This is a genomic window from Salinibacterium sp. M195 (assembly GCF_019443965.1).
GTDB lineage: Bacteria > Actinomycetota > Actinomycetes > Actinomycetales > Microbacteriaceae > Rhodoglobus.
On the sequence record NZ_CP040814.1, the window covers coordinates 2,448,361 to 2,465,017 of the forward strand.

Consider the following 16,657-nt stretch of genomic DNA (forward strand, 5'->3'; position numbering starts at 1 on the left):
TGCGAAGCTCAGCGCTTCTGCTTGACGATCTGCTCTTGAGCGATGTCTTCTTCAGCGATCTCTTCGAACTTCTCGGATCCAACGGAGTTGAGCGACTTGCCCTCACCCGTCTGGAAGCCCAACTTGAACGCTTCGACGCCCGCATCCATGTCAGCGATCAGCTGGTCATCGAGTGCGTTCTTCTCGCGGAGGGTGTCGAGCACCTTCGTGTTGCGAGCGAGGTAATCGTGCAATTCACTTTCGAAGCGAAGAATGTCTTCGACAGGAACTTCGTCGAGCTTGCCGTTTGTGCCGGACCAGATCGAAACGACCTGGTTCTCGACGGGGAACGGAGAGTACTGCGGCTGGCGAAGCAGCTCGGTGAGGCGTGCGCCTCGAGCGAGCTGGCGACGGCTAGTCGGGTCGAGGTCGGATGCGAACATCGCGAATGCTTCGAGCGAACGGTACTGAGCAAGCTCGAGCTTCAGCGTTCCCGAAACCTTCTTGATCGACTTGACCTGAGCGTCTCCACCAACACGAGAAACCGAGATTCCTACGTCAACAGCGGGGCGCTGGTTGGCGTTGAAGAGGTCGGACTGCAAGAAGATCTGGCCGTCGGTGATCGAGATCACGTTGGTCGGGATGTACGCAGCAACGTCGTTTGCCTTGGTCTCGATGATGGGAAGACCCGTCATCGATCCGGCGCCTAGCTCGTCGGAGAGCTTTGCACAACGCTCGAGCAGACGGGAGTGCAGGTAGAACACGTCACCGGGGTATGCCTCACGCCCTGGCGGACGACGAAGAAGTAGCGATACCGCACGGTAGGCCTCGGCCTGCTTGGAAAGGTCATCGAAAATGATCAGTACGTGCTTGCCGCCGTACATCCAGTGCTGACCGATGGCCGAGCCGGTGTAGGGAGCAAGGTACTTGAAACCCGCGGGGTCGGAGGCGGGAGCAGCCACGATGGTGGTGTACTCCATGGCGCCGGCCTCTTCGAGAGCGCCCTTGACGGCAGCAATCGTCGAGCCCTTTTGGCCGATAGCGACGTAGATGCAGCGAACCTGCTTCGTCTCGTCGCCCGACTCCCAGTTTTCCTTCTGGTTAATGATGGTGTCGATCGCGATAGCGGTCTTACCGGTCTGGCGGTCACCAATGATGAGCTGGCGCTGGCCACGGCCAATCGGGATCATGGCGTCAATTGCCTTGATTCCGGTCTGCATGGGCTCGTGAACGCTCTTGCGGTCCATTACGCCAGGAGCCTGAAGCTCCAACGCGCGACGGCCCTCAGCCTTGATCTCGCCGAGGCCATCGATCGGGGCGCCAAGAGGGTCAACCACGCGACCGAGGAATGCGTCTCCTACAGGTGCGGAAAGAACCTCACCGGTGCGAGTAACTTCCATTCCCTCAACGATTCCAGTGAACTCACCGAGGATGACAACACCGATCTCATCTTCGTCGAGGTTCTGAGCGAGGCCCAGTGTTCCATCGGCGAAGCGAATGAGTTCGTTGGCCATGACGCCCGGGAGGCCGTCGACGTGAGCGATACCGTCGGCAGCGTCTACGACGGTGCCTGTCTCGGTAGTCGCTGCCTTGCCAGGCTCGTAAGCCTTGACAAAGTCCTTGAGCGCGTCGCGGATCTCGTCCGGACTAATGCTGAGTTCTGCCATTGTGTTTTCCTATTCCGTGGAAAGGTCTGCTAACTCGCTAGCCCGCGAGTTGGATCCTGAGGTCGTTGAGCTTGGTGGAAACGCTGCCGTCGATGACTTCGTCACCGATCTGAACGCGTACCCCACCGATGATCGAGGGGTCGATGCGCACGTTGAGCTTGAGCTCACGTCCGTAGTTCTTGGTGAGGCCGGCGCGAAGCCGTTCAAGCTGTGCTGCCTTCAGAGGCGCAGCAGCTGTAATAGTTGCAACTGACTCACCTGCTTGGTCGGCGACGATGTCCGCTGCGGTGGAGATCAATTCGCCGATTCGACGACCACGCGGTTGTTGAACAAGCTGGTCGATGATGACGACAGCCTGGTCAGACGCCTTGCCCTTGAGCAATTCTGCGACCAGCGCCGATTTCGACGCAGCCGAGCCCAGCTTGCTACCAACAGCGAGTTCCAGCTCCGCGTTCGACGAAACCGTTGCGCCGAACGCAAACAGTTCGGTATCGATGGAGAGCTTCGCCGGAGCCGACTGTGCGATCGCGCGAATTCCGATTTCTTCGATTCCCGCGAGCAAATCGTCGTCGTTTGACCAACGAGCGCTCACAATGGCGGAAAGCACGGTGCGCGTTGCCGCGCTCAGCGACGAGAAAACCGAACCGACGATTGCGGTCTTGTCTTTCGCAGCGGCAGCAGGATCAGCCAAAGCGGAGCGCAATTGGGCGGAACCGCCCACGACGCGTCCTGCTTCGAAGAGCTCTGTGCCAGTGGCCAGAGAGTTCTTGGCGGTGAGGGATGACAGTGCACCCTTCGCCGCGACAAGCGCTTCTCTCGTAGCTGATCCCATTACTTCTTCGCCTTTGCCTTCTCTGATGCTTCGAGGTCAGCCAAGAACTGGTCGACGAGTGCCGACGACTTCTTGTCATCGGTCAAGCTCTGTCCAATAACGCCCGAAGCAAGGTCGATTGCCATTGAGCCAACCTCTGTGCGCAGCGAGACGAGAGCAGCTTGACGCTCTGCTTCGATCGTGGCCTGAGCGTTCACCGTGATGCGAGCAGCCTCGATCGTGGCCTGCTCTTTGAGCTCGTTCACGATCGCGGTGCCCTCAAGACGTGCCTGCTCGCGAATCTTCGCGGCCTCGGCACGACCCTCGGCGAGCTGCGTCTTGTACTGCTCAAGAGCTTCAGCAGCTTCTGCCTGAGCGATCTCAGCCTTCTTGATGCCACCTTCAATAGCCTCGGCGCGAGCGTCAAGGGTCTTCGTCAGTGCCGGAAGGAACTTCTTCCAGAAGAAGAACAAGATGATAGCGAAGCAAACCGCTGACCAAATAATGTCGTACGTTTCAGGTATCAGAGGGTTGGGCGATTCAACCTCTTCTACAGCAGCCAGTAGTGCGCTCAGCATCCCAGCCTCCTCTTAGTCAGTTAGCGATTACGGGAAGGGGATGAATGCAACTGCGATCGCAACGAATGCGAGCGCCTCGGTGAATGCAATACCGAGGAACATGAGGCCCGTGAGGCGACCCTGAAGTTCTGGCTGGCGAGCAACCGACTCGACAGTCTTGCCAACAACGATGCCTACACCGATGGCGGGCCCGATGGTTGCAACACCGAATGCGAGGGGTGCAATGTTTCCAGTCAACTCTGCGACGTTCATTTGTGTTTCCTTCCGTGGTTTTCTAATCCAGGCGAATGCCGGGATCGGTCTAGTGCTCTTCGACCAGCGCGAGCTGGATGTAAACGGCAGTCAGGAATGTGAAGACATAAGCCTGAAGGACCGCGACAAGAAGTTCGAAGATTGTGAAGATGAAGCCAAAAGCAAGGGTTCCGATACCGAAGAGCCCGAAGAGCCCACCGGCCGTGAACAAGAAGAAGTGCGTTGCCGAGAAGCACAGCACGAGAAGCATGTGGCCGGCGACCATGTTCATGAGAAGTCGAAGCGCCAGAGTGACGGGACGAAGGATGAACGTGGAGAGGAACTCAATCGGCGTAACGACGATGTAGAGGTACCACGGCACACCAGAGGGGAACAGCGACGCCTTGAAGAAGTTGGCACCCTGCTTCTTGATGCCAGCGTAGATAAAGGCAACGTAAGCCACGAGAGCCAGTACAAGGGGAACACCAATAACTGAGGTTCCTGCGAGGTTGAGCCCGGGAACTATGCCGGTGAGGTTCATGGCCAAGACCATGAAGAACATGCTGGCGAGGATGGGCATAAAGCGCTTGCCATCCACCTTGCCCAGCGCCCCATCGGCGATGTTCGACTGGACGAAGCCCACTGCCATTTCGAGGAGGCTCTGACCGCGACCAGGGATCATTCGCATGCGGCGGGTGCCGATCCAGAACAACACCACAATGAGCGCTACCGCAATAAAGCGGATGAGCATGAGGCGGTTGATCTCAAATGGCGTGCCATCAAAGAAAATCGCGGGGGGATAAAAATCGAACAACGTGGGGCCGTGAAAGCCCCCATCGCCTGATCCGTCATCGGTGGCAAAGGGCGCTAGAAGCGCGAGAGCGTTATATAACAGCGCTGTCTCCAGAATCGGGGCGTGTCAACACGCGGCGATGGAAGTGGGGGGTTTGAACAGAACAAACTCTATCAAGAGATTGAGTCTCACGACGAATCCAGAGACGAATTCGCTCAATTAGTTTGACGTCGAGATATCTTCACCTGGCAGTTGCACTCCGGGCACGTAACTTTCCCGTGCGCGAACGAAGGCGAGTACGTCGACAACGAGGCTGCCGATGACCGCCGCAAGTACGGAGAAGAAGAATACATACGCGTTAAGGAATGGCTGACCCTGCAAGACGACGAGAATCGCGATGAACGCGATGAACTTCAGCAGCCAGGCGCCGAGGACGATCCCGAAAAACAGGGTGCTCGAAGAATCCCCGTTTGTTGCGCGGGATGCGATGACAACACTCCCGGCGGTCAGCGCCATGAATAGCGCTGTCAAACCGGCACCGATCAAGCCGCTGATCAGGCCAGGCACACCGTCAACGAGGTATCCGACGATGGAGCCGACCACGGCGATTCCGACGGTCAAAATCGCTCCGTAAGCGATTGCGCGGCCGAGGATGGCGGAAGACTTCATGCGATGGGTTCCTTTGTTTCTGGCGTTGGTGTGGGGTCGGCACGAGAGATATCGGTGGATGCAGCATCCAAACCGTCATAGCGTGCGTCATCTGTCGGGAATTCTGGTTGCGACCCGCCGCGCTGAGCGGCGGCTTCGCGTGCTTTGCTCCGGCTCAGAGGGGCAAGCGTCACCGCGGCACAAATAACAAGCCCGGCGACGAACATGAGCGCCGCCAGTCGCCACGGCACGAACGTGAATGCCAGCACCCCGACCGAGGCCACGAAAGTCCAGGAATAGAGGATAAGCACCGCATGCAGGTGCGAGTGACCCATATCGAGCAAGCGGTGGTGAAGGTGCTTGCGGTCGGCCGAGAACGGTGATTTGCCGGCACGGAGGCGTCGAATCATCGCAAGTCCGAAATCGAGCAGAGGGATCACGAGCACCGCGACCGGCAAAAGAATAGGGATGAACGCAGGCAGGAAATCGAGGGTGAACTTGTCTGGTTGCGCAAGGTAACCCGAGGGAACCTGACCCGTCACAGAGATTGCGGATGCTGCCATCAGGAGTCCGACCAAGAGTGCGCCTGCGTCGCCCATAAACATCTTGGCCGGGTGGAAGTTGATCGGGAGGAAGCCAACACACGCACCAATAAGAATCGCTGTGGTCAGCGATGCCAAGTTGAAGTACTCCGTCTGGGCCTGTGACTGCAACAGATAGGCATAGACGAAGAACACACCATTGGCGATCACCGCAACGCCTGCCACGAGCCCGTCAAGCCCATCGATGAAGTTGACGGCGTTCATGACCAAGACCACCGCGAAAATCGTGATGATGAGCGAGACGTACGGTGAGACGATCGTCTGCCCGCCGATCGGCAGCGTAGACAATTGCACTCCCTGCCAGGCGAGCACTCCTGCCGCGATGATTTGGCCGGCAAGCTTGGTCAGCCAGTCAAGATCCCAGATATCGTCTGCGACTCCGATAATGACAATGATGAGCGCGGCACCAAGCAAGCCAAATATTTTGCCCGGCTCGGTAAAGATCAGCGAGAAGTTGCCGAGAGTTGACGCCACGGCGAACGCCACGACGACGCCCAAGAACATCGCGACTCCACCGAGGCGCGGTGTGGGACGCGTATGGACGTCCCGTTGACGAACCTGCGGGTAGAGACGGTATTTGAGGCTCAGCCTGAGCACGAGCAGAGCAAGCGCATAGGTGACGATTGCCGCGATACCCGCAATGAGCAGGTAGAAGATTATTCGCAACGGTCGGCCCCGATCAACGCACGGATCGCGTCAGCCGAGACAACCCCTTCACGCACGATACGCAGCTTTCCACCCTCGTTAAGCAAACCGGTGGCATCGACGATCGTTGAGGCGAGTTCGCCACCCTCGCCATCATCGAGATACACCGATACTGAGTCGCCCAACATGTTCTGGGCCTCGGCGGCGGTGCGAGCTGCGGGCAAACCAGTAAAGTTCGCACTCGAGACGGCGAGCGGGCCCGTCTCCGACAAGAGCTCCAAAGCAATACGACTAGACGGCATTCGCAGAGCTACCGTGCCGTGGGTCTCCCCCAGATCCCAACTCAGCGAAGGTTGCGCGGGCAAAATGATCGTGAGCCCTCCCGGCCAAAACTCAGCAACGAGCGTTCTGACCTCGTCAGGCACAGTAGCGGCAAGCGCATCAAGCGTGGGAATACCGGGAATCAAAACCGGCGGCGGAGACTGCCGCGTGCGGCCCTTGGCTTCGATGAGCTTCTGAACAGCCTCAGGCTGGAACGCATCGGCAGCAACCCCATAGACCGTGTCAGTAGGGATCACAACTAGATCGCCGCGGCCAATAGCAACGCGAGCAAGGCGCATGCCGGTAAGAAGCTGCGCATCATCGGCGCAATCGTAAACGTCATCCATGTCCCCAACATGGTACCGGGCGAAACAGTGAAAGACTGGTCACGACTAACAGATAGCGATGGCTAACGATGACGCTGCTTTTCATCTTCGACATGGACGACGTGCTTTACCGGTACGACTGGCGTGCGCGAATGGCCGCCATGAGCGAACTGACGGGGCTAACTTTTCTGGAACTGCGTCGCCTCTGGTGGCACGAAGACGGAGAAATCGGAGCCGAAGCTGGGCTCTATCAAACCGGGGACGAATACCTAGAAGCGTTCGAAAAAGCGATCGGACAATCAGTGGATGTCGACCGTTGGGTCGAAATCAGGGGCGCCGCCATGACGGTGTGGCCAGAATCGATCGCCGCCGCCCGACGCGCCTCTGAACTGGGCCGCGCAACTCTCTTGACCAACAACGGCGCGTTGTTGGGTGAGCACCTACCAACGCTCGCTCCTGAGCTCGTCGACATCTTCGGTGATCACTTGCGAACCTCCAGTCATTACGGCGCGCGCAAGCCAGACCCTGCCGTGTATGAGCGCACGCTCGAGGCCTATGGCGTCGACCCCAAGCACGCGTTCTTTGCAGATGACATGCCGGAGAATATAGCGTCAGCTCAGAAACTCGGAATCACCAGCCACCTGTTTCTCGATTGCGCTGGGTTGCACCGAGCGATCGACGAATTCGCCGAGTCACACGGGTAGCGCTGGCCGGCAAGAGGAATGCAGCCCAGGTCGAGCAGCGTGAGCGCTGCGGTCGGGCTCGGCGGTCAGGATTGACGCCGGGAACGCCGGGCTAGAGCAGCGCTGTAGTCGCGCGGTCGCGACCGAGCAGGTCTTTGTGGTGGGCTACTGCATTCCAGCCGTCCGCCGCGAGCAGCGCGGCCAAGGCCGGAGCCTGCTCTTCGCCATGCTCGAGCACGAGAGTGCCGCCACGATGCAGCAGACGCCGTGCCGTCGCCGAGACTCGGCGTACGACATCCATGCCGTCTTCTCCGCCGTACAGCGCGAGGGCGGGGTCATGCAGTCGAACCTCGATGTCGCGAGGGATTGCCGCGGCCGGAATGTATGGCGGATTCGAAATGACAACGTCGACAGTGCCATCAAGCTCGGGGAACGCATCACCGAGGTCAGCGTTAATGAGGGTCGCATTGTCTGAACCGTAGCGACGAAAGTTCTCACTCGTGTACGGCATAGCGTCTGACGAAAGTTCGACAGCGAAGATTCGCGCGCGCGGCACCTCAGTAGCCATCGACAAAGCGATTGCGCCACTGCCCGTGCCGAGATCAACTCCGATCGGTGCGGCAATCGCACTGGCGTTGAGTGCATCGATCGCAAATTGCACGACGGTCTCGGTCTCGGGCCGCGGCACAAAAACGCCCGGGCCAACCCGTAATTCAAGATTGCGGAACGGCGCGATACCGGTAATGTGCTGCAGCGGCTCACGAGCAGCACGGCGCGCGAACAGTTGCCGCGCGATCGACTCGTGAGCGACAGAAACTAGTGCGCCAGTCACTACACGCACTTGCAGCTCACCACGGCTCAGCTCAAGAATGTGAGCAAGAAGGAGCTCAGCGTCAACGGCTGGGCTTTGCACTCCCCCAGCACTCAACAACTCAGTGCCACTAACCAGAAGGTCAGCGACACTGATGTTGAGTTCTGGAGTCATTGCCTCGCTCAGGAGTCGCTTCCCACTGCAGCCAAGCGCGCCTCTTCATCGGCCATAATGCACGACAGGATGACGGGCTCGAGTGCACCGTTGATAGCTTGATCAAGGTTGTAGGCCTTGTAGCCAGTGCGGTGATCGGCAATGCGATTCTCAGGAAAGTTGTACGTTCGGATGCGCTCGGAGCGATCCATGGTGCGAATCTGGCTCTTGCGGTACTCACTCGCCTCGGCATCCGCTTCTTCTTGGTAGCGGGCAAGGATGCGCGCACGAAGAACTCGCATACCGGCTTCACGGTTTTGCAGCTGCGATTTCTCGTTCTGCATCGCCACGACGATTCCGGTCGGAAGGTGAGTAATACGCACAGCGGAGTCAGTGGTGTTCACCGACTGACCGCCGGGGCCCGAGGAACGATAGACGTCGATCTTGAGATCGTTCTGGCTGATCTCAACCTCTTCAGGCTCATCGACCTCGGGGAACACGAGCACACCAGCAGCCGACGTGTGGATACGACCTTGAGACTCGGTGGCGGGCACACGCTGAACGCGGTGCACTCCCCCCTCGTACTTCAAGTGCGCCCAGACGCCTTCGGCGGGATCGCTCGAGTTGCCCTTGAAGGCCAACTGAACGTCCTTTATTCCGCCAAGGTCGCTCGAGGTCTGCTCGATGATCTCGGTCTTCCACTTCTTCGACTCTGCATAGTGCAAGTACATGCGCAGTAGGTCGCCGGCGAAGAGAGCCGATTCGGCTCCTCCCTCCCCCATTTTGATTTCCATGATCACGTCACGGGAGTCGTTGGGGTCGCGGGGAATCAGAATGCGGCGGAGTTTTTCTTGCGCAGCATCAAGTTCCTCAGTAAGACCGGGAATCTCTTCAGCAAAAGACGCATCCTCGTCAGCCATTTCTGTGGCTGCTGCGAGGTCATCGGTCAATTGATGCCAGTTGCTGTATGCCGCGACAATGCGCGACAACTCTGCGTAGCGTCTGTTGACTTTCTTCGAGCGGACCGGGTCAGAGTGGAGCTCGGGGTCAGCAAGCTGACCCTCAAGCTCCTTATGCTCGGTCAGCAGCGACTGTACCGACTCGAACATAATTAGTCCTCTTTTTTGCCGTTAGTGAAAGGAAGTGACTTCTGAATCTGCATGAGGAACTCTACGTTCGAGTTCGTCTCCTTCAGTTTATTCAAAACGATCTCGAGCGCAGCCTGCTGGTCAAGACCAGCAAGGGCACGACGAAGGTTCCAGGTGACCTTGACCTCGTCGGCACCGAGAAGCATCTCTTCGCGACGGGTTCCGGATGCGTTGACATCGACAGCAGGGAAGATGCGCTTGTCTGCGAGCTGGCGCGAGAGACGAAGCTCCATGTTGCCGGTGCCCTTGAACTCTTCGAAGATAACTTCATCCATCTTCGAGCCGGTCTCAACGAGAGCGGTAGCGATGATGGTGAGCGAGCCGCCCTCTTCAACGTTGCGGGCCGCACCGAAGAAACGCTTCGGCGGGTACAACGCTGCGGAGTCGACGCCACCCGAAAGTACGCGACCCGACGGCGGTGCCGTCACGTTGTACGCACGGCCGAGGCGAGTGATCGAGTCGAGCAGCACAACAACGTCGTGGCCGAGCTCAACGAGACGCTTGGCGCGCTCGATAGCAAGTTCAGCAACCGTCGTGTGGTCTTCAGCTGGGCGATCGAAGGTCGAAGCAATAACTTCGCCCTTGACGGTGCGCTGCATGTCAGTGACCTCTTCTGGACGCTCATCAACGAGAACGACCATGAGGTGAACCTCGGGGTTGTTCTTGGAGATTGCGTTCGCGATGGCCTGCAGAACCTGAGTCTTGCCTGCCTTCGGCGGCGAAACGATCAGGCCGCGCTGGCCCTTGCCGATTGGAGCGGCGAGGTCGATGATCCGAGTCGACAACATGGTCGGCTCGGTCTCGAGGCGCAGACGCTCCTGTGGGTAGAGCGGGGTGAGCTTGCCGAATTCAACGCGGTTCGCTGCCTCTTCAACGGGCAGGCCATTGATCGAGTCGATGCGCACGATCGCGTTGTACTTCTGACGGCCCTGGTTGTTGTCGCCCTCACGCGGCTGGCGGATGGCGCCGACAACGGCGTCACCCTTGCGCAGGTTGTATTTCTTGACCTGACCGAGCGACACGTACACGTCGCTATTTCCGGGAAGGTAGCCGGTGGTGCGCACGAAAGCGTAGTTGTCGAGAACGTCGAGGATGCCGGCAACCGGAATTAGAACGTCATCATCGGTGATCTCGGGCTCGAAGTCGTCGCCCATGCTGCCACGGCCGCGCTTGCGGTCACGGTAGCGGCCACGGCCACCGCGCTCGGAGTCGAGGTCTCCGTTGCGCGAGTCATCGTTGTTGCCATTGTTGTTTCCGCGACTATCTCCGTTGTTGCCGCCGTTGTTACCGCCACGGTTGTCGCGGTTCTCACGAGGTTCGCGGGGCTCACGGGGTTCGCGGTTCTCGCGGGGCTCATTGCCGCCACCATTGTTGTTCTGGCGGCGGTTATTGTTCTGACGACCTGAGCCATCGCTGTTTTGGCCGTTGCGGCTGCGGTTGCGGTTGCGGTTGCGACCAGAACCCGACTCGCCGTCAGAGTTGTTGTCGCCATCGTTGTCGTTGTCGGAATCAGCATCCGAAGATCCCCGACCCGAGTTGCTGTTCTTGTCGCTGTTGTTGTCAGCGTTATCCGCGTTGTTGGCGTTGTTGGCGTTGTTATCGCGCTTGTTGCGGCCGGAATTGCGACCCTTGGGTGCGTCACTGTTCTTATCGGAGTCGCTGCTCTTGTCGGCATCGCTCTGTGATTCGCCTGACTTGGTGTCATTCGGCGCAGCAGTCTTGGCATCATCGTTCGACGTTGTCGGAGCTTCTGCTGCACGGCTTGAACTGCGACGGCTGCGCTTAGGAGCTGCCTCAGCTGCCGGAGCGTCGGAGCCTGCTGGCGCATTAGCTGACGCGGTTGCGTTCGCGGCGGAATCCGAATCGGACGCTACCGGGGCAGCGTCAACCTTCTTCTTGCGGCTAGCAGTCTTGGGCTTCTCGACTGCGGCGTCTGCTGCAGGAGCTTGCACGGCTGAGCTCGTGACCGGTGATTCGGTCTTCTCTGCTTGTGGTGCACCGGCAGGAGCCTCGGAGCCAGCAATTGCTGCGCCATCGACGCTCGTGACACGACGCGAAGCGCGCTTGCGTGCCGGAGCTGCCTCAGCAGCCGGAGCTGCCTCGGTTACCGGAGCTGCCTCAGCCTTCGCTGCTGCAGGGGCGGATGATTTGGTCGTGCTGTTCTTCTCGTTGATAGCTTCCACGAGCTCTCCTTTGCGAAGTTTTGAAGTACCGGTGATACCACGTTCGGCTGCCATTGCTTGAAGCTCGGGCAGTCGCAACGCGCTCAGCGCGGCACGGGAATCCACGCTTGATGCGTGGTTGTTGACGTCAGTCACTACTTGGGGTTCCTTTCCCCGACCACGCTTTCGAGCGATGGTGGAGAGCTAGTCGCTCACCGATGTCTACGCGGATGCGCAGGAATCTAATTCGGGGATGCGACGGGTGAAGTGCAACCGGGATGCTACGACTACGCCGTAGCTTCTACCTGGTGCTCATTCACTGTAGCACCTTTGAAGTCGACTGCTAAGAGTAGGCATTCCCAGGGCGTGGCGGCGTGCTCCTGCACTAAGGAGACAGCCTCGAGACGTTTTGCCGGGTCATCAGCGAGTACGAGAACCGAGGGACCAGCGCCAGAGACCACAGCGGCATGGCCGTGGGAGCGCAACATCCGGATAAGTTCTGTGGTTTGAGGCATCGCCGCTGCCCGGTAATCCTGATGAAGTCGATCACCGGTTGCCTCAAGCAATACTTCGGGGCTTTGAGTGAGGGCGGCGATTAACAGCGCGGCCCTCGACACGTTATAAACAGCATCAGCGTAGGGAACCGTTTCTGGCTGCAGGCTACGCGCATGTGCTGTTGAGACCTGAAAGTCAGGGACGCACACCAGCGGTGACACTCCGCGGTGCACCATGAGCTTCTTCGCTAGCGGTCCAGTCTCGGTGTTCCACGCAATAGTGAGACCACCCAATAACGCCGGTGCGACATTATCGGGATGCCCTTCAAGCTCGGTGGCAAGAATAAGGAGGGTCGCAGCATCCATCTCAACGACGCCCTCGAGCAGCCCCTTGGCGGCCATGACGCCAGACACGATTGCTGCCGCCGACGAGCCGAGGCCGCCGCCGTGAGGGATGATGTTGGTCGCCGACACGTGCAACCCGGGCATGGTCTGCCCAAAATGCGTAAAGCAGTGCTGGATCGCCTGAATAACGAGGTTGGATTCATCGGTGGCCACAATGCCGGCGCCGACGCCGGTGACCTCGATCGTGACGCCCGAGCTTTCCACCGCTGTGACGATGAGCTCGTCATAGTGCGAAAGTGCAAGCCCGAGCGTATCGAAACCTGGACCGAGATTCGCTGAAGTCGCCGGCACACGCACTACGACGCTGCGACCGACCAGCGAGGTCATGCCTTGGCCAACCCCAGAACGCTGGCAACCTCAGCGGTATCAACAGGAACAACCTTGGGCGTGATGTCATCGCCGCTTGCGGTCTTGAGGGCCCACTGCGGGTCCTTCAGTCCGTGACCGGTAACAGTCAGCACAACGGTGGAGCCGCGAGGAATCTGGCCAGCTTCGGCACGTTCCAACAGACCAGCAACACTGATCGCGGATGCCGGCTCAACAAAAATTCCGACCTCAGCCGAGAGGATGCGTTGGGCTTCCAGAATCTTGGCGTCGCTGATGGCGCCGAAGTAGCCGTTCGAAACCTTGTGCGCTTCTGTCGCGAATTCCCACGATGCGGGGTTTCCGATGCGGATGGCGCTCGCGATCGTTTCGGGGTGCTTAACAACTTCGCCGCGAACGATTGGTGCGCTGCCTTCGGCCTGGAATCCAAACATGCGCGGCAGCTTGGTAGTAGCGGATCGAGCGAGCTCTTCGCTGTAGCCACGGAAGTAAGCAGTGTAGTTTCCGGCGTTGCCGACGGGAACAATGTGGAAGTCAGGAGCGTCGCCGAGAACTTCAACGACCTCGAAGGCCGCAGTTTTCTGGCCCTCGATGCGGTCAGGATTCACCGAGTTGACGAGGTGCACCGGGTAGTTGTTCGCGAGATCGCGAGCGATGTCGAGGCAATCATCAAAGTTGCCCTGAACCTGAATGAGTTCGCCGTTGTGGGCGATGGCCTGGCTGAGCTTTCCCATCGCGATCTTGCCCTCGGGAACAAGAACAGCCGCGGTGATGCCTGCATGGGCGGCGTACGCCGCGGCGGATGCTGACGTGTTGCCGGTGGACGCGCAGATCACGGCCTTCGCACCGTGCTCGACAGCCTTCGAAATGGCCATGGTCATGCCACGGTCCTTGAAAGAGCCGGTGGGGTTCATTCCTTCAAATTTGACCCACACCTTGGCACCGGTGCGCGCAGAAAGTGCCGGCGCCGGAAGAAGCGGAGTTCCGCCCTCCCCCAGAGTGATGATGGGGGTGGCGTCAGAGATGTTGAGACGGTCGGCGTACTCGTGGAGAACGCCTCGCCATTGCCGATTCTTGATTTCGCTATTCACTGGTTACAGCCCCTCAACTCTCAAAACGGACACAACTTCTCGCACAACCGAACTTTCGGCTAGCGCTACCACCGTGGCGGCAAGCGACTCGTCGGCCGCCTCGTGCGTCACCGTAACTAGGGTAGCGCTTGGCACACCCTCCGTTACCGCGCCGACAGTCTGGTTGACCGCCTCCACCGAAACCGCATTGTCCGCAAATACTGCGGCGATTGTGGCGAGCACACCGGGCTCATCCACCACCGTCAAGGTGATCTGGTAGCGCGTCATTACGCGAGAGATCGGCAAAATCGGAAGATTGGCGTGAGTCGACTCCGCCACCCCAGGGCCACCGATAACGTGGCGACGAGCGGCGGAAACGACGTCACCCAGAACCGCGGATGCTGTTTCGCGGCCGCCAGCACCAGCGCCATAGAACATGAGGCTGCCTGCAGCTTCAGCCTCAACGAACACGGCGTTGTTTCCGCCGTGCACAGCAGCGAGGGGGTGAGTCAACGGCACGAGGGCCGGATGAACGCGAGCGCTCACGCCCTCGGTCGAACCGTCGGCGGCAAGCACACGTTCACAGATCGCGAGCAGCTTCACGACATAGCCAGCCTTGCGCGCGGCAACGACCTGCTCCGCAGTGACGCTCGTGATTCCTTCACGGTGCACGGCATCCAGGGGAACACGCGTGTGGAACGCCAGGCTCGCGAGCAGCGCGGCCTTCTGCGCAGCGTCATAGCCTTCGATGTCTGCGGTGGGGTCCGCCTCAGCGAAGCCCAAGCGCGTGGCCTCAGCAAGAGCGGTGTCGAAACTATCGCCCGTGGCATCCATGCGGTCAAGAATGTAGTTGGTGGTGCCATTGACGATTCCGAGAATACGTTCGACGCGGTCACCGGCAAGGCTGTCGCGCAAGGGGCGAATGATCGGAATCGCGCCAGCAACAGCGGCCTCGTAGTAGAGCTGCGCCCCAACTTGGGCGGCTTCTTCGAACAACTCGGCACCGTGATGCGCCAGAAGCGCCTTGTTTGCCGTGATGACGTCGGCCCCCGAATGCAGGGCCTTGAGAATCCACGTACGCGCAGGCTCAAGCCCACCGATAAGTTCGATCACGATGTCAGCGCCGACGATGAGCGACTCCGCGTCAGTCGTCAGTAGTTCTTTCGGGATGTTGGTGTCGCGAGGAGCATCGAGGTCACGGACGGCAACGCCCACGACTTCAAGCCCGGCTCCCGCACGGGCGGCGAGCTCGTCAGCGTGCTCGAGCAACAGGGCGGTTACCTGCGATCCGACACTTCCGCCGCCCAAAACTGCGACACGAAGGTTGCGGTATTCGATCATTCAGATTCTCCTGATGGTGTGATTCCTGCGTCGCGGCTCAGCAAGTCGTCTTCGGTTTCGCCGCGCACAATAATGCGGGCCTTTCCTTCGCGCACCGCCACTACTGGCGGGCGCGCAAGATAGTTGTAGTTGTTAGACATCGCCCAGCCGTAGGCGCCCGTTGCTGGCACTGCGACCACGTCGCCGGCCTCAACATCGCCAGGCAAGTATTCGGCGCGAACAACAATGTCGCCTGCCTCGCAGTGCTTTCCCGCAATGCGCACAAGCGCCGGAGCAGCCGCCGAGGCGCGATTGGCGATTCGAGCGGAATAGTCTGCCCCGTAAAGTGCGGTGCGGATGTTGTCGCTCATGCCGCCATCGACACTGACATATTTGCGCACAGCCTCGCCGTCGACAAGCACATCCTTGATCGTGCCGACGGTGTACAAAGTGGTCGTGGATGGGCCAATGATTGAACGTCCTGGCTCAATAGCGATGCGCGGTACCGCTATGCCTAATCGCGCACACTCCGCTTCGACAATTGACGCAAGCGACGCGGCGAGCTCTGCCACAGGCAGGGCCTCATCGGCTGAGGTGTACGCGATGCCAAAACCACCACCGAGATTCAGCTCGGGCACTGGCGCATCGATCGAGAGTTGCGCATGCAGCTCAAGCAGGCGCTGCGCAGCCTCCGCGAACCCTGCCGTGTCAAAAATTTGCGATCCGATATGCGAATGGATGCCCACAAACTCCAACGAAGAATGCGAACGAATCTGAGCGACAACAGCTTCAGCATCCGACAACGGAATCCCAAACTTCTGGTCCTCCCTCGCCGTCGCCAAATACTCGTGGGTAGACGCGTGAACCCCGCTATTGATGCGCAAGCGCACCGGCTGGGTTCGGCCGTGCCGTGCTGCGGCTTCAGCGACCCGACCGATTTCGACGACACTGTCGATAACGATGGGGCCGATGCCCGCGCGCACGGCACGGTCGATCTCGGAAAGACTCTTGTTGTTGCCGTGGAATCCCAAACGCGACGCATCGACGCCAGCTGCGAGTGCAACCGCCATCTCGCCTGCAGAGGCAACATCGATGTTCAGGCCAGCGGCCGTCATCCACCTGGCAACTTCGGTGCACAGGAAGGCCTTGCCCGCGTAGTACACCTTCACGCTCGAACCGATGCGATCGAACTCAGCGTCAAATGCCGCCTTGATCTCGGTGGCGCGAGCAATCGCATCCGCTTCATCAATGACATAAACGGGAGTGCCAAAGGTGGCAACAAGTTCGCTTGCGGCAACCCCGGCAATGACGAGTTCGCCCGTTTCTGCGCGCGCAGCATTACGCGACCAGACGGTCGACGGCAAAGAGTTTGCCTCGGCGGGGGCTTCGAGCCACTCAGGCGCCAGCGGATTCGCGAACACAGTCGCACCTCACAGAGATGTAGACGGAAAACAGCGGATTGTGTCCGCACGGGGGTTGGGGATGC

General features: G+C 59.5%; 16 protein-coding genes. 1 reads left to right on the forward strand and 15 read right to left on the reverse strand.

The features are described from left to right. Positions 1-8 precede the first annotated feature (8 nt). From atpA to FFT87_RS11730, 8 genes are all read right to left on the reverse strand, one after another. Entirely contained in the window at positions 9-1,646 is a 1,638-nt protein-coding gene (atpA, locus tag FFT87_RS11695; RefSeq protein ID WP_219948883.1) for a F0F1 ATP synthase subunit alpha, read from the reverse strand. Positions 1,647-1,683: 37 nt separating this feature from the next. Next, on the reverse strand, positions 1,684-2,478 hold the full coding sequence (locus FFT87_RS11700; protein ID WP_219948884.1) for a F0F1 ATP synthase subunit delta: 795 nt from the start codon (positions 2,476-2,478) through the stop codon (positions 1,684-1,686). Further along, positions 2,478-3,035 (reverse strand): F0F1 ATP synthase subunit B, encoded by a 558-nt coding sequence (locus FFT87_RS11705; protein ID WP_219948885.1) that lies wholly within the window; start codon positions 3,033-3,035, stop codon positions 2,478-2,480. The genes FFT87_RS11700 and FFT87_RS11705 overlap by 1 nt, the downstream gene beginning before the upstream one ends. Positions 3,036-3,062: 27 nt before the next feature. Beyond that, on the reverse strand, positions 3,063-3,287 hold the full coding sequence (gene atpE / locus FFT87_RS11710) for an ATP synthase F0 subunit C (RefSeq protein ID WP_009771813.1): 225 nt from the start codon (positions 3,285-3,287) through the stop codon (positions 3,063-3,065). Positions 3,288-3,336: 49 nt separating this feature from the next. After that, positions 3,337-4,080, reverse strand: a complete 744-nt coding sequence (atpB, locus tag FFT87_RS11715) for a F0F1 ATP synthase subunit A (protein ID WP_219948886.1) — start codon at positions 4,078-4,080, stop codon at positions 3,337-3,339. A 198-nt stretch (positions 4,081-4,278) separates the two neighbouring features. After that, a complete protein-coding gene (locus FFT87_RS11720) occupies positions 4,279-4,728 on the reverse strand; it encodes a hypothetical protein (RefSeq protein ID WP_219948887.1) in 450 nt (149 codons plus the stop codon). Next, a complete protein-coding gene (locus FFT87_RS11725; protein ID WP_219950817.1) occupies positions 4,725-5,969 on the reverse strand; it encodes an MraY family glycosyltransferase in 1,245 nt (414 codons plus the stop codon). Before FFT87_RS11725 ends, FFT87_RS11720 begins: the two co-directional genes overlap by 4 nt. Beyond that, on the reverse strand, positions 5,966-6,622 hold the full coding sequence (locus FFT87_RS11730; protein WP_219948888.1) for an L-threonylcarbamoyladenylate synthase: 657 nt from the start codon (positions 6,620-6,622) through the stop codon (positions 5,966-5,968). The genes FFT87_RS11725 and FFT87_RS11730 overlap by 4 nt, the downstream gene beginning before the upstream one ends. Positions 6,623-6,690: 68 nt before the next feature. Here FFT87_RS11730 and FFT87_RS11735 point away from each other — a divergent pair, with 68 nt between their 5' ends. Then, positions 6,691-7,305 carry an HAD-IA family hydrolase gene (locus FFT87_RS11735; RefSeq protein ID WP_219948889.1) on the forward strand — a complete coding sequence of 205 codons (615 nt, stop codon included), beginning with the start codon at positions 6,691-6,693 and terminating at the stop codon, positions 7,303-7,305. Positions 7,306-7,396: 91 nt separating this feature from the next. Here the strand turns inward: FFT87_RS11735 and prmC are convergent, their stop codons facing one another. The 7 genes from prmC to lysA form a co-directional block, all read right to left on the reverse strand. Continuing rightward, entirely contained in the window at positions 7,397-8,269 is an 873-nt protein-coding gene (gene prmC / locus FFT87_RS11740) for a peptide chain release factor N(5)-glutamine methyltransferase (protein WP_219948890.1), read from the reverse strand. 8 nt (positions 8,270-8,277) lie between these two features. Beyond that, positions 8,278-9,357 (reverse strand): peptide chain release factor 1, encoded by a 1,080-nt coding sequence (prfA, locus tag FFT87_RS11745; RefSeq protein ID WP_219948891.1) that lies wholly within the window; start codon positions 9,355-9,357, stop codon positions 8,278-8,280. 2 nt (positions 9,358-9,359) lie between these two features. Then, positions 9,360-11,714: a transcription termination factor Rho gene (rho, locus tag FFT87_RS11750; RefSeq protein WP_219948892.1), complete on the reverse strand. Its 2,355-nt coding sequence runs from the start codon at positions 11,712-11,714 to the stop codon at positions 9,360-9,362. Between the two features lie 131 nt (positions 11,715-11,845). Then, positions 11,846-12,784 carry a homoserine kinase gene (gene thrB / locus FFT87_RS11755; RefSeq protein ID WP_219948893.1) on the reverse strand — a complete coding sequence of 313 codons (939 nt, stop codon included), beginning with the start codon at positions 12,782-12,784 and terminating at the stop codon, positions 11,846-11,848. Next, the gene (thrC, locus tag FFT87_RS11760) at positions 12,781-13,872 is read right to left on the reverse strand and encodes a threonine synthase (protein WP_219948894.1); all 1,092 of its coding nucleotides are present in this window, start codon (positions 13,870-13,872) and stop codon (positions 12,781-12,783) included. Before thrC ends, thrB begins: the two co-directional genes overlap by 4 nt. Positions 13,873-13,875: 3 nt before the next feature. Continuing rightward, positions 13,876-15,192 carry a homoserine dehydrogenase gene (locus FFT87_RS11765; RefSeq protein ID WP_219948895.1) on the reverse strand — a complete coding sequence of 439 codons (1,317 nt, stop codon included), beginning with the start codon at positions 15,190-15,192 and terminating at the stop codon, positions 13,876-13,878. Then, a complete protein-coding gene (gene lysA / locus FFT87_RS11770) occupies positions 15,189-16,592 on the reverse strand; it encodes a diaminopimelate decarboxylase (protein WP_219948896.1) in 1,404 nt (467 codons plus the stop codon). The genes FFT87_RS11765 and lysA overlap by 4 nt, the downstream gene beginning before the upstream one ends. Between the last annotated feature and the right edge of the window lie 65 nt (positions 16,593-16,657).